Source organism: Corynebacterium sp. ED61, assembly GCF_015233855.1.
GTDB classification, from domain to species: domain Bacteria; phylum Actinomycetota; class Actinomycetes; order Mycobacteriales; family Mycobacteriaceae; genus Corynebacterium; species Corynebacterium dentalis.
Genome location: NZ_JADGIT010000007.1, coordinates 52,141 through 69,682 on the forward strand (window position 1 = coordinate 52,141; position 17,542 = coordinate 69,682).

16 protein-coding genes and 1 tRNA gene are annotated in these 17,542 nt (G+C 60.2%); 11 read left to right on the top strand and 6 right to left on the bottom strand.

The genetic code is table 11. The features are described from left to right. Positions 1-194: 194 nt before the first annotated feature. Entirely contained in the window at positions 195-1,391 is a 1,197-nt protein-coding gene (locus IM764_RS08525) for an MFS transporter (protein WP_194187540.1), read from the bottom strand. A gap of 139 nt (positions 1,392-1,530) precedes the next feature. Here IM764_RS08525 and IM764_RS08530 point away from each other — a divergent pair, with 139 nt between their 5' ends. The 3 genes from IM764_RS08530 (at position 1,531) to IM764_RS08540 (ending at position 3,336) form a co-directional block, all read left to right on the top strand. Continuing rightward, positions 1,531-2,070 (top strand): MarR family winged helix-turn-helix transcriptional regulator, encoded by a 540-nt coding sequence (locus IM764_RS08530; protein ID WP_228073658.1) that lies wholly within the window; start codon positions 1,531-1,533, stop codon positions 2,068-2,070. A 123-nt stretch (positions 2,071-2,193) separates the two neighbouring features. Then, entirely contained in the window at positions 2,194-2,865 is a 672-nt protein-coding gene (locus tag IM764_RS08535) for an SDR family oxidoreductase (protein WP_194187541.1), read from the top strand. 39 nt (positions 2,866-2,904) lie between these two features. Continuing rightward, positions 2,905-3,336, top strand: a complete 432-nt coding sequence (locus IM764_RS08540; protein ID WP_194187542.1) for a carboxymuconolactone decarboxylase family protein — start codon at positions 2,905-2,907, stop codon at positions 3,334-3,336. On the opposite strand, the gene IM764_RS08545 is transcribed toward IM764_RS08540, so the two are convergent. Continuing rightward, entirely contained in the window at positions 3,323-4,489 is a 1,167-nt protein-coding gene (locus IM764_RS08545) for a YihY/virulence factor BrkB family protein (protein WP_194187543.1), read from the bottom strand. The two genes, IM764_RS08540 and IM764_RS08545, sit on opposite strands and share 14 nt — an antisense overlap. Positions 4,490-4,562: 73 nt before the next feature. Then, positions 4,563-5,624, bottom strand: coding sequence for a winged helix DNA-binding domain-containing protein (locus IM764_RS08550; protein ID WP_194187544.1), 1,062 nt, complete (start codon positions 5,622-5,624; stop codon positions 4,563-4,565). A gap of 278 nt (positions 5,625-5,902) precedes the next feature. On the opposite strand from IM764_RS08550, the gene IM764_RS08555 reads away from it, so the two are divergent. Both IM764_RS08555 and IM764_RS08560 read left to right on the top strand, forming a co-directional pair. After that, positions 5,903-7,600, top strand: a complete 1,698-nt coding sequence (locus IM764_RS08555; RefSeq protein WP_194187545.1) for an HNH endonuclease signature motif containing protein — start codon at positions 5,903-5,905, stop codon at positions 7,598-7,600. Positions 7,601-7,800: 200 nt separating this feature from the next. After that, positions 7,801-7,876: transfer RNA gene (locus tag IM764_RS08560), tRNA-Glu, on the top strand. 105 nt (positions 7,877-7,981) lie between these two features. Here IM764_RS08560 and IM764_RS08565 read toward each other — a convergent pair. Beyond that, positions 7,982-8,704, bottom strand: coding sequence for an IclR family transcriptional regulator (locus IM764_RS08565; RefSeq protein WP_099297173.1), 723 nt, complete (start codon positions 8,702-8,704; stop codon positions 7,982-7,984). A 174-nt stretch (positions 8,705-8,878) separates the two neighbouring features. Between IM764_RS08565 and leuC the strand changes: the two genes are divergently transcribed. Together leuC and leuD are read left to right on the top strand one after the other, a co-directional pair. Then, a complete protein-coding gene (gene leuC, locus IM764_RS08570; RefSeq protein WP_194187546.1) occupies positions 8,879-10,348 on the top strand; it encodes a 3-isopropylmalate dehydratase large subunit in 1,470 nt (489 codons plus the stop codon). A gap of 121 nt (positions 10,349-10,469) precedes the next feature. Then, positions 10,470-11,057: a 3-isopropylmalate dehydratase small subunit gene (gene leuD, locus IM764_RS08575; RefSeq protein WP_194187547.1), complete on the top strand. Its 588-nt coding sequence runs from the start codon at positions 10,470-10,472 to the stop codon at positions 11,055-11,057. A gap of 8 nt (positions 11,058-11,065) precedes the next feature. On the opposite strand, the gene IM764_RS08580 is transcribed toward leuD, so the two are convergent. Then, a complete protein-coding gene (locus tag IM764_RS08580; RefSeq protein ID WP_099297167.1) occupies positions 11,066-12,112 on the bottom strand; it encodes an NUDIX hydrolase in 1,047 nt (348 codons plus the stop codon). Positions 12,113-12,309: 197 nt separating this feature from the next. Between IM764_RS08580 and IM764_RS08585 the strand changes: the two genes are divergently transcribed. Together IM764_RS08585 and IM764_RS08590 are read left to right on the top strand one after the other, a co-directional pair. Beyond that, positions 12,310-13,311, top strand: a complete 1,002-nt coding sequence (locus IM764_RS08585) for an NAD(P)H-dependent glycerol-3-phosphate dehydrogenase (RefSeq protein WP_099297165.1) — start codon at positions 12,310-12,312, stop codon at positions 13,309-13,311. A gap of 128 nt (positions 13,312-13,439) precedes the next feature. Then, positions 13,440-14,648 carry a D-alanine--D-alanine ligase family protein gene (locus tag IM764_RS08590; protein WP_288801068.1) on the top strand — a complete coding sequence of 403 codons (1,209 nt, stop codon included), beginning with the start codon at positions 13,440-13,442 and terminating at the stop codon, positions 14,646-14,648. Between the two features lie 19 nt (positions 14,649-14,667). Here the strand turns inward: IM764_RS08590 and IM764_RS08595 are convergent, their stop codons facing one another. Next, on the bottom strand, positions 14,668-15,663 hold the full coding sequence (locus tag IM764_RS08595; RefSeq protein WP_099297161.1) for a DUF3515 domain-containing protein: 996 nt from the start codon (positions 15,661-15,663) through the stop codon (positions 14,668-14,670). 209 nt (positions 15,664-15,872) lie between these two features. Here IM764_RS08595 and IM764_RS08600 point away from each other — a divergent pair, with 209 nt between their 5' ends. After that, a complete protein-coding gene (locus IM764_RS08600) occupies positions 15,873-16,856 on the top strand; it encodes a thiamine-phosphate kinase (protein WP_099297159.1) in 984 nt (327 codons plus the stop codon). 20 nt (positions 16,857-16,876) lie between these two features. Beyond that, positions 16,877-17,539 (top strand): uracil-DNA glycosylase, encoded by a 663-nt coding sequence (locus IM764_RS08605; RefSeq protein ID WP_099297583.1) that lies wholly within the window; start codon positions 16,877-16,879, stop codon positions 17,537-17,539. Positions 17,540-17,542: the final 3 nt, after the last annotated feature.

A 17,542-nucleotide genomic window follows, 5' to 3' on the forward strand; every position in this document is an offset into this window, starting at 1 on the left:
GACCCGGCCACCCGGCGGAGTGCTGGGAGTGTCGTGAAGCGAGGAACTGGCAGAGCTGGCGGGTTGGGCCGGTTCGGTCATGATGTGAACTTTCTAGCAGGGGATCCCAGCAGTGTGAGCCGAGATGAATGTAACCAAAGGAACGTTACTCCTTGTATCGCGCAATTCGGCCATTTTCCCCGTCATTTTGGTTGTTAGGGCTGGACTTGTTGGCGTCGAAAATCTTGATGACGACCGTGAACCACCACGTACAGCGCGCTGGCAACCACCAATACCGCGGCCAAGAACATGTACATCGCGCCGTAGCCAGCCGTACCCACGAGCATGCCTAGGAACACCGGACCCACACCGAGGCCTACGTCCATGAGCAGGAACATTGTGGAAATGCCCGTGCCTAGCTCGTGCGCCTGCACCAAGCGCACGCTGATGGCCTGGCAGGCGGGCATTAATGTGCCATAACCCATGCCCGTCAACGCGCCCGCGAGCACGACCATCCAATCCGCGCTCGCTACTGCCAGCAGAAGCAGTGCGCAGCAAAAGGACACTAAGCCCAGTGCGATGACAAGGTTATCTCCGCGTACATCTTGAATGCGCCCCAAGAAAAAGCGCATGATCAGCATGACCACCGAGTAGGCCACGAAGAACAACCCGGCGCCCATGGTCAGCCCGCGATCCACCGAGTAGCCGTTCAGGTACGTGATTACGCCCGAGTAACACAGGCCCACGAGCAGCATGAACAGGCCGATCGGGAGCACCGAAGGATGGATGATGGACGCCAAGCTGAACTTCTCCTGCGCTCCCGCCGAAGGGTTGGCGGGGATGCGCAAGAACAGGGCGAGCAGTAGACCCGCCAGGGACGTCGCGAGTGTCACGCCGAACAGCACGGCGTGGGAGTATGAGTCCACCAGGAATAGGCCAGCTGCCGGGCCCACCGCAGTGGCGAGCGTGGAGCTGAGAGCGAAGAATCCGGTACCTTCTGCGCGCCTGGATGAGGGCATGCCGGTCTGCACGACCGCCATGATCGCGGTGCTGGCGAAGGCATACGCGAAGCCGTGTAGGATGCGCACGGCAATGAGCAGCGGCAGCGAGTTAGTGGGGAAGTAGAGCGCCGAAGCTACCGCCACGACCGCCACGGCGGTGAGCAGGATGGGGCGCTGGCCGAGCAGATCAGTGAGATAGCCGGAGAAGATACGGGCGATGGTGGCGCCGATCACGAAGGAGCTGGCGGCCAGGCCGCTGGCGGCCTCGGAGGCTGCGAATTCTTTGACCGCGTACAGTGCGATGGTGGTGATGAGTAAGTAGAAAAGTAGATATTGGATGAAGTTGATCAGCCAGGCCACCACGAAGGTGGGGGTGATTAGTTGTGGTTTTTCGGAAGATTTCGGGGTCAATAGATGTCCTTCCGGGTTGAGTCTTCTGGGGACGGACGGGCGATTATGCACCCGGCCTGCGAATTTGCATAATGCAAACTGTACGCTTGGTGGGGTGAAGAGTCACATCGCCACCCAAGATTTCGTGCACAATGGAGCCATGGCATCTGACAATCACACTGAACGTCAAACTCCTCGCGGGTCTTTCGGTTCGGATGCACGGACCGATGACTCTGTAGGGGCAGACATGCGGGTCGCCATCGACATGATGGTCTACGAGCACATGCTGCTGTCTCGAATTCCCCTGCATGGAGTGGAGCCTTACGGCCGCCAAGCGCTGATGGACCGTAGCGCCGCTGTGTTGCTCTCCCGGTTGACCGCGGAAGGACCCATGTCCGTGGCGGAACTCGCGGAAGCCTTCGACGTGGACGTCTCCACGGTCCACCGGCAGATCGCTGCCGCAATGAAGCACGGACTCGTGGAAAAGATTGCAGACCCGGACGGTGGAGCCGCGAAGAAGCATCAGCCCAGCAAAGAGGGGGCAGAACTGCTGAAGCAGGAGTTTGCCGCACGTGCAGTCAGCGCCGCCACAGTCATGGATGATTGGAGCGCCGAAGACGTGGCGACCTACGCACGGTTGCTGCGTCGCTTCAACCAGAGCGTGGAAGAAAAACGCGGAAAGCCCTGGCCACGGCCGTGATATCTGCCCGCGGGAATTATCACTGTTAATGTGCGTTGTAGGCGGTATAGGCCCGTGAGGCCAAGCCGACCTTCGGCGAGCTACAACCTACGTCAAGACGACGGGAAATGGAGATTTATCACCATGTCAACAGTCACGATCGTTGGTGGACACGGTAAGGTCGCCCTGCGTGCGGCCCCACTTCTAGCGGACAACGGCCACACCGTGCGCTCGCTGATTCGTAAACAAGAGCAGGCAGATGATGTGCGTGAGGCTGGCGCGGAGCCTGTCGTCGAAGATGTTACGCAACTCGATGAAGACCAGATCGCCGACGTCTTCCGCGGCTCCGATGTGGTGGTATGGAGTGCTGGCGCGGGCGGCTCCGGAGAGGAAGAAACGTGGGCAATTGACCGCGATGCCGCCATCCGCACCATGGAGGCAGCCAAGAAGGCCGGAGTGCAGCGCTACGTCATGGTCTCCTTCTTTAACTCACACATGGTGGATGGCGAATTCCCCGGAGTGGACAAGAGCGAGGACATGTACGCCTACTTCAACGCCAAGGTGCAAGCAGACGAGCACCTGCGCAATAGTGGGCTGGACTGGACAATCGTCGGCCCATCTACGCTGACTTTAGACGAGCCTACGGGCAAGATTGACGTGCAGGAGGGTACGGAACTGTCGGACGTGCCTGCCACGTCCCGCGCTAACGTTGCCCAAGTGGTTGCGGCTGCAGTGGATGAGGATAAGACGATTGGCAAGCAGATCAACTTCCACGACGGTGAGACCCCCGTGGCTGAGGCGCTGGCTGCGGTGTAGTTGCGAAGAGGTGTCTCGCTCCTCACTAGAGTGAGGGACATGAACTACAGCAACCAGAACAATGAAGCGAATTTCGGGAGCGAAGACTTCCGATTCGATGACGGCATCCAGGTGCGGCGTGAAGTCATGGGGGATGACTTTGTGGATGCCGCCCTCGAACGAGCAGCAGGATCCGACGGCGAAGAGCTGCAAAAGCACGTTACGGCTACCGTGTGGGGATCGGTGTGGACGCGTGAAGGCCTCTCTCGACGTGACCGTAGCCTGCTGAACATCGGCATGCTGGTGGCACTGCGCGCCACCGAAGAACTGCGCGGGCACGTGCGGGGTGGGCTGAACAACGGGCTCACCCGGGAAGAAATTACCGAGGCAGTCATCCATTCCTCGGGCTACTGTGGCGCCCCGGCCGCACTGTCTGCGATGAAGGTAGTGCAGGAAGTCCTCGAAGCAGAACTTGGACCTAAGGCGCAGTAGCTGGCGATTCAGTAGCGGGCCGAACCGTATCGCCGTATCGTTTGCGGTAGCGAGTGGCTTGCTCGACCAGCTGCGCGTTGAAGACATTGTTGACGTTCGCGCCTACCGAGGACCGTGGGGGAACCTGAATCAGCGCCTCTGAGTGCATGCCGGCTTGGAGTTCGCGAACGCGGGTGACCTCGGCGTCGATCTTGAGACCACACAACAACAGTGAGTTAATCAGGACGAGCCCCACGCATCCGGCGATGAGTCCGCCAAGTGCCCCGTACATGCCGACGTGCAGGAAGTTGTTCAGGTAGATCCGCACACCGATGCCCACCAGCGTCATCGTGATCAGAGCGAATACGGAACCGCTGGTCAGCCACCGCACTCGGCCGTATTTCACGTTCGGGGCACCGTGGTAGAGCAGCGCGATCATCACCATGGACATCGCGAAAATTACCGGCCACCGCACGTAGCCCCAAATCGGCAGGAACGAATCTAGGAAGAAGCTGGTGAAGCCCTCCCAGCCCAGTGGTTGGGAGATGGCGTTGAGCAGTGGAGTGAGGATGTCATCGCGCAAGAAAAACCCAAACGCGATGAGCGAAAGACCCATGACCAGCAGGATCGTTAGCCCCCACATGGTCAGCCATGTCCTCACCAGGCTTCGGCCTTCTTCTCGGCCGTACATGAGGTTCGCTGTGCGGGAGAATGCACGCACATAGGCTGAAGACGAAAACAGCGCGATGAGTACGGAAATCAGCAGGGTGATCACCGATTGTTCGGTGGAACCGATGATCGTATCAATGAACTTGCGTGCCTCATCAGTGAAGTTTTCCGGGATGTTTTCGTTGATGAACTGGTCGGTGATCTCGATGACCTTGCGTCGATTCTGATCCAGCACCAGCGTGGTGATCGCGTAGAACGCCAGGAGGGTGGGGACGGCGGTGAGCAGGGAGAAGAACCCTAGCGTCGCGCCTCTATCCATCAAACCGCGAAAGAACGTCTCCACGTATACGCGCCGCAAAATCAATTTCCACGCAGAGAAGTGGAGGAAGCGCTGCTCGCGGCTGACCTCGCGGTAGTACTCGCGATACGGCAGCGTCTGAACTGGGTCCCCACCGGCGGCGGGAACCACGAAATCTGTCACGGGGAGGGCGCTGTTCTTGGACATCGCCTTTAAAATACCTGTTTGCCACCTTTCCCAAGGTTTCACGCGCGGGGAAAGTGGAAAGAGACGGGCGTGACTAATCCGACGCCCGCCCCTGCACCACCCCAGCGTGCACAACGAACGGCCAACACATTCCGTTCTTCGACGGCCCGACCTCCGGAATCAGCGCCGCATCCATGACTTGTGAGCGGTCCTTGTAGCCCAGGATGTATTCGTCGAAAGCGGGTAGGCGGAGCGTGTGTGTGAGGGCGTGGATCAGCTCCTCTTCCGTGACCGTGGATTGCCACGCGCCCATCCAGTAGGTGACGTTCTCGCAGGTCACTTCGATGGGCGGAGTGCTTGTGGTGTGCGCCTCCGCGAAGCCGGCCTTGGCCTCCCTGACCGTAAGCCCGCTCCACCACGCGAAATCCTGCGCCGTGGCCGGGCCGTGCGAGTTGATGTAGCGCGTCGCAAGCTCGCCGATAGCACGCTCCCGTCCCAATTTCTTATCGACGTCACGCGCCTGACCAACCACCTTGTCATGCAGCACAAACGATTCCAGATTGCCGTGGGGAGGGCCCTGGATAATCTCGCCCTCCCCGCCGAAGTGCCGCAGCATGTGCGGGCCGCGCTGTTCATCGGGATCCACGCCAGCTTCGCGGAAGACCTCGTAGCACTGCGTTCTGGACAGCGGTTGTTGAGCTTGTTCGAGAGCCTTGATGAGCGCAGTGCGAGCTGTGTCTACTGCGTCGTCCGTGAGACCCAACCCCGCCCGTCGCTTACTCGAAGCTGCCTGGACTCGTGGCGTGCACACGCGAGTCACCCAGCTGACATCCGGCGCGTAGAGCGCGTGATGTGTGCCGCGTTGGGACCAGCTGCGCACAACGTGACCTTGCTTAATCGCCTCTTCTACGTGCTGTTTGTCCGTGTTTGAGCGGATGGCGAGGGCATCTAGTCCGGAATTGCGGAGCTGGAACTGGGTGGCGACCATCCACTCGGTGACGGCTGCGACTGCTGTGACTGCTGTTGCGGCTGCGACGGGATTATCGGCGCCGTTGATTTGGAGAGGATGGGCCTGGCTGGGGGCCAGTAGCTGCGCGATCAACCGGCGTGCGCGGAGTTCATCGGGGGAGATGGTCTTGGTGGTGTTGTGCGGCATCGATGACCTTCTGGTGCGTGGGTTTATTGGTTTGTGAGGGGCGGGGAAGGGTGTTGTGTGCGGGTGAGTTTGGCGTCGGCGAGAAAGAAAGGGGACTGGCTACCGACCGTAATGGTGGGCGTGAAAAATTTTTGAAGAAAGTTGGCGGTAGGGGTTGTGGAGGTTAGATCAGGTGTTCTAAACTGTAGCTAGGAAATTTGCGGGAAGCAAGTTGGGGATGCGGCAGCAGGGGCTTGTTGTCGTGTTGAGACATAAGAGGGGATTTGGGGGTGATGAACGTGAGTAGTCCTATATGTGATGGCGCGGAGGGGTCGAGTGCGGCGGCTAATTTTGGCGCGGGGCACGTCGATAGTTTGCAGGACTTTCAGGCGGATCTGGAGCTTTTGGCAGAGGTAACGGCGCGCGTGGCAGGGCGTAACGCTGATATGTGGGAGCGGATCAGTGCAGATGAGCGTCCGGATTACTATGCGCTGGTCACCACCTCAAGAAGGATGCTGACTAATGCCGATGTGGGGTTCGTGTGCGCGCACGAGGAACATATGCCGTTGGGCAAACATAAGCGCCCGCAGTGGCTGATGATGGAGTTTGGATTTACCTCGCTGGAGGCTCGCGGGATTATGGTGGCGGTGGAGCGCTTGGATGATCGGCCGAAAGGGCCAGATGTGCGCCCGTCGAAGAAATATATGCCTAAAATCCATGAACTGGTGAAGAATGGAACTCTGAATGAGGAGGGGGTTCGCCGGGTCGATAAGGCCATCAAATCCATGCCGGATAGAACGCATGATCTACTCGTGGAGCGCGGAGACAAGATCATTGCAGACCTAGCGGAACAGTGTGGACCGGAAGTGTTGAACGAGCTGAATGATTTACTGTGGGCGCTACTTGGAGAGGAGGAGCCCGAGTATGAGCCCAAAGATCACGGTCGGAAGCGAGGTATCAAGATCTCCCGGCAAGGCGCGGATGGGATGAGCTCCATCAAAGGTTGTCTGACCCCGCGATGTGCAGCCGTGTTCCAGAGGCTGCTCGCAGACCATGCGACGGCTGGTGGGCTGCTCAAAGACAGCGAATTGAGTGATCACGGTTTCAACGATGATCCACGGAGCCCTTCGCAACGTGCGCACGACTGTTTGGAGTCTGCGTTGTTTAACAGCTTCTCCAGAGAGGAGCGCGAGACTCTGCGCGAAGAGTTTGGCAACGCTTTCGGGGAGGAGTTCGGTGAGTGGGGCTCGCAGGCGGACGATAGCTCTAATTACGAGGAGGAAGGGCTAGGCGAAGAGGGGCTGAGACGACGCGACGTTGAGGAGAAGGCTGAAGAGGATGTTAAAGAGGAAGGCGATGAGGAATTCATCCCGCCATTACGCGACTTTGAACTGAAACCGCGGCGGGGCAGTACCTCGATAGTGGCCGTGGTGAACCTCCGTGAGTTGTTGGAGGGGCGCGGATTCGGACTGACTGATACGAACATGAAAATCGGTATGAACGAGCTGATCGAGGGGACTTTGGCGCGAGATTTCTATCTGCAAGTTCTGGATCTCAACGGCAGAACTCTGTGGTTAGGCAGGTCGCGGCGTCTGGGCAGTCTGGATCAGTACCTCGCACTGTGTGGTGAGGAAGGAGGTTCGACGGCACCTGGCTCCACTGCACCTCCTGCTCGCTGCCACATGCATCACATCAAGGGCTGGGAAGAAGGAGGTATGACTGACCTAGAAAATTTGACCTTTGCTGATCCTCGCATGCACGCCCGAGTGGATGACTCGAGAAAGAATCGAGACCGTTGGTGGACTCTTAGCGCGGACCCGAGCACAGGGGACAAAGTGATATGGATTCCGCCGGGATTTGACGATCCACAAAGACGGCCACGGCGAAACTTGAATCCCACCACTTCAAGAACACCTGGACGAAAGCTGCAAGACGGAGCGAGGCGAAGGTGGAGGGGTGCAAAAGCAGAGCGGAAGTGGGTGCGTGTGGGAGACTGACTTTTGGGGAGTGGAAGTAAGAAAGTGAGAGTTGGGAAGTAAGGCTGGAGGGGCTGAGGGCAGAAGTAGGCTGGGGACGAAATGGGGCAAGTTGAGGAACGCGCGATAAAGCTGCCCTCACCTGCGGATTAGGTGCGGAATGAAGAATCTGTGTAGAGTTACCTCTCGTTCCTAACGAACATTTATGTCTACATAGACATGCCCCGTTCGTCTAGCGGCCTAGGACGCTGGCCTCTCACGCCGGTAACACGGGTTCAAATCCCGTACGGGGTACCAACCGAAAAGTCCCCTCTCTCGTCAACGTTGTAAGCGTTAACCGGAGAGGGACTTTTCTTTGTTTAGCCCCTAATTAACCTCAGGTTGCTGCAGCAGCGCGTGAACTTAACCCAGCTGCTCTTCGATTTGGCGAGCTGCTTCCTTGAGTTGGCTTCCGAACCGCTCCGCAGGAGCGCCCCCAATTCGGCCAACCGGTCCGGAGATGGACAGGGCTGCGATCAGGGCGCCGCTGGCGTCGAAAATGGGTACGGACGCGGAGGCAAGTGAGGGGTCGCGCTCGGCTGAAGACTCGGACACGCCGTCGCGCACAATTCGTTCCAGTTCCTTAGCGTCGAAGGCTGCGGTAGGAAGAACGTCTTTTTGCAGAGAGGCAGAACCGTATGCGACCAGGATCTTCGCGGCGGAACCTGCCTCGAGTGTCATGCGTGTGCCCACGGGGACGGTATCGCGCAAACCTGCGGTTGGTTCTGCGTTGGCAATGCACACACGCTCCATGCCGCTGCGCCGATACAGCTGCACGGATTCGTTAGTCTCCTGCATGAGGCGCGGCAAGATGTGCTCTGCGGCGTCCTCGAGGCGGGAACTAGAATGAGGAGCAAGTTCAGCCAACGCAGGGCCGGCAGTCCACTGACTATCAGGCATGCGCTCAATCAGTCGATGCTTCTCCAAGGCCACGGCGATACGGTGGGCCGTGGCACGGGGGAGTCCGGTGATTTCGCACAACTCGGCGAGGTTGCGCGGCTCCTTGGCGATCACGCTGAGGAGGAAGATCGCGCGATCGAGAACCTGGATGCCACTTACGGCGGGCACGTCTTTGTTTTGTCCCATGATTTGATACTATACATTCCATCCAGTGGAACAAGCCATGTGAGACGCAACTGTGGTCACTCGGCTGGGGCAGCTTTGGAAACCATCCAAGCCCCGTGCATTGTGGGCAACCACTAGGTCACCGCAAGCAATCCACTAGAAGACTTCTGCAACAGAACATGCAGCAGACTCTGCATGAGACAACGAGGAGAGATCGTGACGGACAAGCCTTTAACTCTCGCCGAAAAGGTGTGGCGCGACCATGTAGTCGCCGAAGGTCAGGATGGCGGGCCAGATCTGCTGTTCATCGACCTTCACCTCGTCCACGAGGTCACCTCTCCGCAGGCATTCGATGGACTGCGCCAGGCCGGCCGCAAGGTTCGCCGTCCAGACCTGACCATCGCCACGGAGGATCACAACGTTCCTACCATCGGTGTGTCCTCCGGCAACCTGCTGGAGATCCAAGAGCCAACATCTCGTCTCCAAGTCTCCACCTTGCGTGACAACGCTGAAGAGTTCGGCATCCGCCTGCACTCCATGGGTGATATCGAGCAGGGCATCGTCCACACCGTGGGCCCACAGCTCGGCCTGACCCAGCCCGGCATGACCGTGGTGTGCGGTGACTCCCACACTTCTACTCACGGCGCGTTCGGCTCCATCGCCATGGGAATCGGCACCTCTGAGGTGGAGCATGTCATGGCCACCCAGACCCTGCCACTGAAGCCATTCAAGACCATGGCCATCGAAGTTTCCGGCGAGCTGCAGCCTGGCGTGACCTCGAAAGATCTGATTCTGGCCATCATCGCCAAGATCGGCACCGGCGGCGGCCAAGGCCACATCATCGAGTACCGTGGCGAGGCCATCCGCAAGCTGTCCATGGAAGCCCGCATGACCATGTGCAACATGTCCATCGAGGCCGGCGCCCGCGCAGGCATGATCGCCCCAGATGAGACCACCTTCGAGTACGTCAAGGGACGCCCTCACGCACCTCAAGGTGAACAGTGGGACGCCGCGGTGGAGTACTGGAAGTCCTTACAGACCGACGCCGACGCAGACTTCGACACCGTCGTACACATCGACGGCGCAGCCCTAACTCCCTTCGTGACTTGGGGTACCAACCCCGGTCAAGGCCTGCCTCTGGGAGAGACTGTCCCGGCTCTGGAGGACTTCACTAACGACAGTGACCGTGCCGCCGCTGAGCGCGCATTGGAGTACATGGACCTCGAGCCCGGCACCCCCTTGCGTGAGATCAAGATCGATACCGTCTTCCTCGGTTCTTGCACCAACTCCCGTATCGAGGATCTCCGCGTGGCAGCGGAAGTCATCAAGGGACACAAGGTTGCCGATGACGTGCGCATGCTCGTGGTTCCATCCTCGGCTCGCGTAAAGGTGCAGGCCGAAGAAGAGGGCCTGGACAAGATCTTCGAAGAAGCTGGTGCCGAATGGCGCACGGCGGGCTGCTCCATGTGCCTGGGTATGAACCCAGATCAGCTCGATGTCGGAGAGCGCTCTGCGTCCACCTCCAACCGCAACTTTGAGGGCCGTCAGGGCAAGGGATCCCGTACTCACCTGGTCTCGCCTCCTGTCGCAGCGGCAACGGCCATCCGTGGCACCTTGTCTTCACCAGCTGATTTGGAGCCGGCGTTGGCGTCGGCACAAAACTAGGGCAACACAGCAGGGCCTGCGGCGAACAACCTCGCCGCAACCTACGCGCGGCCCGCTCAGCGCCTCATAGCTCAACACACGAGACCTCATTTCCAACTTCCCACCCGTCAGGAGTTAGCCCATGGAGAAGTTCACTACCCACACCGGCGTGGCAGCACCGCTGACCCGCTCAAACGTGGACACCGACCAGATAATCCCCGCCGTCTACCTAAAGCGCGTGAGCCGCACCGGCTTTGAAGACGGCCTGTTCGCCGCATGGCGCAAAGACCCCACCTTCGTGCTCAACCAAAAGCCTTATGAGAATGCGTCCGTGCTGGTCGCGGGCCCAGACTTCGGTACTGGTTCCTCGCGTGAACACGCAGTGTGGGCGCTGATGGACTACGGTTTCCGCGTGGTTCTCTCCAGCCGCTTCGCGGACATCTTCCGCGGAAACTCAGGCAAGGCGGGCCTGCTCGCGGCGCAGCTGGAGGAATCGGATATCGAGCTGATCTTCAAGCTGCTGGAGCAGAACCCCGGCCAAGAAATGACGATCAACCTGGAAGAGCGCACCGCAACGCTGGGTAATCACACCTTCCAGATTGAGGTGGACGATTACACTCGCTGGCGCTTGATGGAGGGCCTGGATGACATCGGCCTGACTCTGCGCCAGGAGGACAAGATCGAGACTTACGAGAAGTCTCGTCCGGCGTTTAAGCCACAGACCCTCTAGGGTCGCAGCTACTTCACCGGCAGGGGGCTGGCCAGGTAGTCCAGCCCCAGCAGCTGGTCGCCCCTGAAGTGCAGCACCCAGATGCTGGATTTCTTCACGCGCATGTCCTCGATTTCAATATCCTGATCTGCGCAGATGCGTCCCATAACTCCGGGGATTGCGGTACCTTGGCCAACCACCACGGAGATGGGGGCAGCGGTTGCAGCGTGGAAGGCATCCACGGCAGCGTTGGGATCTTCGCGCCATCCGGAATCGCCGAGCTGCGGGTTCACGTTCAGTTCCAAGCCGAGGTCCTGAGCGGTGGGCTCAGCGGTGTGTACGCAGCGCTCGGGGTAGGCGCTGGCCAGCTGGGTGGGGCGGTAGCCCTCCACAGTGGACACGAGCATTTCGGACTGGCGGCGTCCCTTCTTGGTCAGCGGGCGCAGGTTGTCGTCGCCGGCCCACCCCTTACGGTCGTGAGCCTTGGCGTGGCGGATGTAGAGCACGCGGCGGTCGCAGCCCAGGGAAAGCAATCCGCGGGCAGCGTCGATGACTTCGCGGTCAACATCGTAGGTGAGCAGCTCGGCGGCTTCGTCGAAGCTGACCCAACGGAGTTCATCGACTTCCTCGTTGGCCACGAAGGTTCCCGAGGTCACCTCAGCGGTCCAGTAGTAGACCACCTTGGTGCGGGAGCTGACTGGGTAGTGCACGTAACCCAGCAGCCAGCCGAGGGTGGCATCGAGTCCGGTTTCCTCTTTGATCTCGCGGAGCGCCGTGCCAGGCAAATTCTCGCCGGGGTCAACTTTGCCCTTGGGTAGGGACCAGTCGTCGTAACGAGGGCGGTGAACCACTGCGATCTCAATGCCTTCGTTTCCACCCAAGCCAGCGTCCGTGAAGCCCTCGCCCTGGCCGGCAGGGGAGCCTTCTGGTCGACGCCACAGCACTGCGCCTGATGCGAAGGTAGGACGCGCGAATTCCTCAGCCGGGCGGGATCCGATGCGGCTGATGTGTCCGGTGCCGTGGTGAGACAGCGCGAGGGACGTGGACAAATCGCCGATTCCAGAATGGGAGATCACAGAGTCAATTCCTCACAAAGCAGGTGTTTAGTGCAGTTTTTCATTAAGCTGCCGTCACAGGAACAAAAATTCGCTCACCGTATTCGCGCATTTCCAGCTTCGCGCGGGTGTTTGGTCGTCATCGAGCGGTAACTAGCAGTTATCGTTTCAAAGTATCGCATAATGAGCGCACAGAACAGGATTGAGGAAGGAAGCGGATGGTACAGGTCGCAGTGATGGGGGCAGGATCCTGGGGCACCACGGTGGGCAAGGTTTTCGCAGACGCCGGCAACCAGGTTTCCGTGTGGGCCCGGCGCGAGGAAGTCGCCGCCGACATTCGCGATAACCACCGGAATTCTTCCTACCTCGGGGATATCGCGCTTCCGGAGTGTCTCTATGGAACTTCCGATCCCGCCGAGGCACTCCAGGATGCGGAGATCGTTGTGTTTGGCGTGCCGTCGCAGTCGTTGCGCAAGAACCTGGAGCAGTGGAAGGGGTTGATTTCTTCCGACGCCTCGCTTGTGTCGCTCGCAAAGGGCATCGAGCACAGCACGGGGCTGCGGATGAGTCAGCTGATCGCTGAGGTGACGGAAGCAGATAGTGACCGTATTGCAGTGTTGACTGGCCCGAACCTGGCGAAGGAGGTGGCGGCGGGTCAGCCTGCGGCGACTGTGGTGGCGTGTGAGAACACAGACCGTGCGCAGCTGATCCAGGCTGCGGTGGCGGCACCTTATTTCCGTCCGTATACCAACACGGACGTGGTGGGTTGCGAAGTCGCGGGTACATGCAAGAACGTGATTGCGCTGGCTGCGGGCATTTCGGCTGGCATGGGCTTTGGCGATAACACTGCGGCCACCGTGGTGACGCGTGGTTTGGCGGAGACGACTCGTCTGGCGCTGGAGCTGGGTGGCGATCCCCGCACGCTTGCCGGGTTGGCGGGAATGGGTGATTTGGTGGCCACATGTGCCTCCAAGCTCTCGCGTAACCGCACGTTCGGTTTCCACTTGGCCCAGGGAAAAACGGTCGAAGAAGCCGCGGAAGAGACGAAGGGCCAAGTGGCAGAGGGCGTGGTCTCCAGCCAGTCCGTTGCGGAGCTGGCGCGCAAGGTGGGTGTGGAGATGCCTATTACGGACGCAGTGGTGGAGATCTGTCACAACGGTGAGGATGCGAAGGCTGCGTTGCAGCAGTTGCTGGGGCGTTCTCGTAAGTCTGAGCTCTAGCGGAGCTCACCGGGTGGACCCGGTCCAGGAGCACCGCTCAGTGTCCCGTTCAGTGTGTCGTAACACTGTGCCGTATTCAGTGTGTCCCAGTGAGTGACGTGTCTTCTTGATCGGTAGAGTTGGGTGCCGTGAATAATTTTGCAGCCCCTACCTCAGCAACCGTGTCCGCTAAGCAGTCTTCGGCGGGTTCCTCGCCGTCGGAGGCACGGGCATCGTCCGAGGTAAACGCAGCGAAACCCCGCGATGGAAAAGTAACCGTCGCTATTTTGTTCGGTGGCCAGTCCACGGAGCATTCGGTGAGCTGCATCTCTGCGGGGGCCGTGATGTCTCATCTGGATCCCGATCGCTACCAGGTAGTGCCTGTGGGCATCACCCAGAAGGGTGCGTGGATCCCGCAGAATCCGAATATCAGCGAGCTCAGCGAGCAGCTCAAGGCTCAGGGGGCCACTATGCCGCGCGTCAGCGATAGCGGCGAGCACGTCCAGCTGGTCTTTGGCGGTCAGCCTGGCCACATGCGCTACACCACGGGGGATAACGCCGGTGAGCCGTTTGCGGACGTCGATGTCATCTTCCCAGTCCTGCACGGGCTCAACGGCGAGGACGGCACTATCCAGGGTCTGTTCGACCTCGTAGGCGTCCCGTATGTGGGTAATGGCGTGCTGGCCTCTGCGGCGGGCATGGACAAGGTGTTCACCAAGAAGCTGGCCCGTGAGGCGGGCATCCCGGTCACTCATGAGCTGGTTATTTCCGAGGAGCGAGAGCTCACCGAGCAGGAGCAGCAGGAGCTGGGCCTGCCGGTATTCGTGAAGCCAGCCCGCGGCGGTTCGTCGATCGGTATTTCCAAGGTGGACGCGTGGGAGGAACTTCCCGTTGCCCTGAAGGAAGCGTTTAACAACGATGACAAGGTGGTCATCGAGTCCATGATTTATGGGGCTGAGGTGGAGTGCGGCGTGCTGCAGCAGCCATCCGGTGAGCTGGTCGCGTCCGTCCCGGCCTTGTTGCAGGGAACCGGAGATGGGTACGAAGGTTTCTATGGTTTCGACGCCAAGTACGTGGATAACACAGTCAGCGCCGCCATCCCCGCCCCGATCGATCCAGCGATGACCACGCAGGTGCAGGACTGGTCGATCGCCACGTTTGAGGCTTTGGGCTGCGAGGGCCTAGCTCGCGTGGACTTTTTTGTCACGGATAAGGGGCCGGTGCTCAACGAGATCAACACCATGCCCGGCTTCACGCCGATCTCGATGTACCCCAAGATGTTCGCGGCTTCCAACGTCGCCTACAGAGAGCTTCTGTCCACGCTGATTGAGAGGGCCTTGGAGCACCCAGCACACTAGAGCGGGAGGTTGGGCAGCGTTACTTCTGTTCCAGCTTCATGGTGGAGCTGATGGCCTCGGTCACAGCGTCGACGGCGGCGTTGCCCACGTTGTTCGGCATAGACACGGCCACGATCTGTTCGTGGCTCAGCGCGTACCACACGCCGGTGGTGGAGCCTTGTGCCACGGATGGCTCGGCGAACCACGCCACGTCGTTGACCTGAGTGATGTTCTCGCCGGAGCCGTAGCTCTCTGGCAGCTCGGCGCCGCAGCGAACCACCACAGGTTCGGCGGAGTCCGTACTGAGGTAGGTGGCGCTGCGAGACGGTGCTCCTTCGCGTTCCTCGCGTGCATACCCGGCAAAGGAATCAGGTAGGGCGTTGAGGAACTCGGAACAGACGGAGTTTGCGTCGGACGAAGAGACCATAGGAATCTCGGACAGAGGGTACGGGCCAGGTTCGGGAGCCTCGCCGGGGAAAGACTTGGTGGCGTGGCCGAGGGAACCCAGTTGTTCGGTGATGTCATTGCTACTGGTCACGGCCACCGCGGGGCTGGAGCCGACGGAGTACCAGGTGCGTAGGTCGGAGCCTGGGGTGGCGTCCACGACTTCCAGCCACTTCGAGCCGTCGGCCTCAATGGTGGGGGACAACACGGTGTACTGGTCCGGAAGGCGCACGCCGCAACGAACAGTCAGCTCGTCCTTGGCCAGGTTTCGGTAGCCCGCGGCGCCTGCGGGGGCGGGGTCAACCAGGCCAACGTTCTTGTAACCGCCGAGCTCTTGGGGCAGGTCGGAGATGTACTGCGAGCAGGTCTGGCTCTCGGCGTCTGGGGCATCCACGGGACCCATCGCGATGGGAACCATGCTCTGGCGTTCCATGACGATGCGCGCTCCCACCACCACGGCGATCACAAACAGCACGGCGAGAACCAGCGCGATAATGATCGGCAGGCGCGAGGAATCCCGTGAAGCATCCGCGGACGAACCAGTGGCAGTGCGCGGTGCGGGAGAAGAAGAGTCAGTGACAGGAGACGACATAGTGGAATATTCTAGGTCGGTGTTCGCGCAGCTGTTAGTAGGGCAGGTAAGTAGGGGTGCAGATCCGGCATGGTGTAGTTGTGTCACGTATGTTGAACTGTTGATACGCGTCTTTCGGCCTTGACATTGCTTGAGGTAGAGACAGACACACGCACTGGTGCGCACACACTGACGTACACATGAAACACCGAGGACGGTTGAGGACGGCTATGGCACGAAACATCACCGTGGAACAGGCGGGCGAAGCCGGAACCATCGCGGCGATCCGCTCCGCCGCACCTAGCTCCCTCAACGGTGATGATGCAGCCGTGCTGGATTCCACCACGTCGAACGCTCGCCAAGTCTGTACTACGGACATCCTGGTGCGGGGTCGGCACTTCCGTTTCCGCTACTCGTCTCCCTATGAGGTGGGCGTAAAGGCAGTGATGCAGAACTTCGCGGACATTCAAGCGATGGGCGCACGTCCCACCGCTTTGCTGCTGGCGATCGTGACCCCGGGGGACATGCCCCTGGAGACCATCTCGGAGCTAGCCCGCGGCATTAACGATGCAGCCACTCCGTGGGGTGCCGAGCTCGTAGGTGGCGACGTGGTGCGGGCCGAGGATCTGGTCTTGTCGCTGACTGCACTCGGAGAGCTGGGAGGACCAGCGCCAGCCTTGACTTTGGACGGCGCGGGAGTGGGGCACCGAGTGATCGCCTCGGGCAACATCGGCTATTCGGCAGCAGGACTGGATGTGCTGCAGTACTTCGGATCTCGCAAGTCCGTCCCACAGGATGATCCGATCCTGCAGGAGCTCGTGTCTTGGCATTGCTCACCGAAGCTTGAGGTGGGGCGCGGCACCGTCGCGCGTGCGGCCGGGGCGAGCTCCATGACGGATAACTCCGATGGCTTGGTGGCGGATCTCTCTGTGATCGCGCAGCGCTCAGGCGTGTGCATTGACGTAGACGTGGAAGCCGTCGCGCCCGATAGCAATCTGTTGCACGCAGCAGAGCGCACCGGATGCGACCCGTGGAAGTGGGTGCTTACCGGTGGGGAAGACCACACACTGATCGGCACCACAGATTCGCGCTTGCCTGCTTCGTACCGCCCAATCGGCATGGTGCGCAGGCTCGACGAAACCGATCCGGACGCCCCGTTTGTGACCATCGGTGGAAACCGACCCACGTACACCACCGGGTGGCAGTCGCTGTGAACGCACCGGGGAACGAGCAAATGAATATCCCCCAGCTGGTGGAGCAAATTCACCCGGGCTGGCAGGTGCATGGCGTCGAAAATGTTCTGCAAGACGTTCTGGCGGAAGCACAACATGAGGAACAGATCCTGCCGGAACCGCATCTGATCCTGCGGGCGTTGCGCATGGCGCCGGAGGACGTACGCGTGTTAATCGTGGGGCAGGACCCGTATCCCACGCCCGGGCACGCGGTGGGGCTGTCGTTTTCTGCGGACCTGCCCGCGCAAGCGAAGTTACCGAAATCGCTGGCCAACATCTTTGCGGAATACCAAACGGACTTGGGGTTTGATCGCCCCACCAGTGGAGATTTGTCCCCGTGGGCGGAGCAGGGGGTGATGCTGCTCAACCGTGTTCTCACGGTGCGCGCCGGGCAACCGGGAAGCCACCACAACCGCGGATGGGAGCAGATCACTGAATCGGTTGTCAAGCAAGTGGCTGAGCGCCCGGACACAGTGGCGATTCTCTGGGGGAAGCCAGCACAGAAGTTCGCGCCATTGTTTGGACCGGATCGCGTCATCGCCTCGCCGCATCCGTCTCCGCTGTCCGCATATCGCGGGTTTTTCGGCTCGCACCCTTTTACCGGAGCGAACCAACTGCTGGCCTCCCTGGGTGCCGATCCCGTCAACTGGTCGCTGAACAGCTAGGCT

Excerpts from the sequence above, each read along its gene's own strand:
- IM764_RS08530 (WP_228073658.1), top strand. The coding sequence starts at position 1,531 with ATGGCATCTGACAATCACACTGAACGTCAAACTCCTCGCGGGTCTTTC.
- IM764_RS08535 (WP_194187541.1), top strand. The coding sequence starts at position 2,194 with ATGTCAACAGTCACGATCGTTGGTGGACACGGTAAGGTCGCCCTGCGT.
- IM764_RS08540 (WP_194187542.1), top strand. The coding sequence starts at position 2,905 with ATGAACTACAGCAACCAGAACAATGAAGCGAATTTCGGGAGCGAAGAC.
- IM764_RS08545 (WP_194187543.1), bottom strand. The coding sequence starts at position 4,489 with ATGTCCAAGAACAGCGCCCTCCCCGTGACAGATTTCGTGGTTCCCGCC.
- IM764_RS08550 (WP_194187544.1), bottom strand. The coding sequence starts at position 5,624 with ATGCCGCACAACACCACCAAGACCATCTCCCCCGATGAACTCCGCGCA.
- IM764_RS08565 (WP_099297173.1), bottom strand. The coding sequence starts at position 8,704 with ATGGGACAAAACAAAGACGTGCCCGCCGTAAGTGGCATCCAGGTTCTC.
- leuC (WP_194187546.1), top strand. The coding sequence starts at position 8,879 with ATGAGACAACGAGGAGAGATCGTGACGGACAAGCCTTTAACTCTCGCC.
- leuD (WP_194187547.1), top strand. The coding sequence starts at position 10,470 with ATGGAGAAGTTCACTACCCACACCGGCGTGGCAGCACCGCTGACCCGC.
- IM764_RS08585 (WP_099297165.1), top strand. The coding sequence starts at position 12,310 with ATGGTACAGGTCGCAGTGATGGGGGCAGGATCCTGGGGCACCACGGTG.
- IM764_RS08595 (WP_099297161.1), bottom strand. The coding sequence starts at position 15,663 with ATGTCGTCTCCTGTCACTGACTCTTCTTCTCCCGCACCGCGCACTGCC.
- IM764_RS08600 (WP_099297159.1), top strand. The coding sequence starts at position 15,873 with ATGGCACGAAACATCACCGTGGAACAGGCGGGCGAAGCCGGAACCATC.
- IM764_RS08605 (WP_099297583.1), top strand. The coding sequence starts at position 16,877 with ATGAATATCCCCCAGCTGGTGGAGCAAATTCACCCGGGCTGGCAGGTG.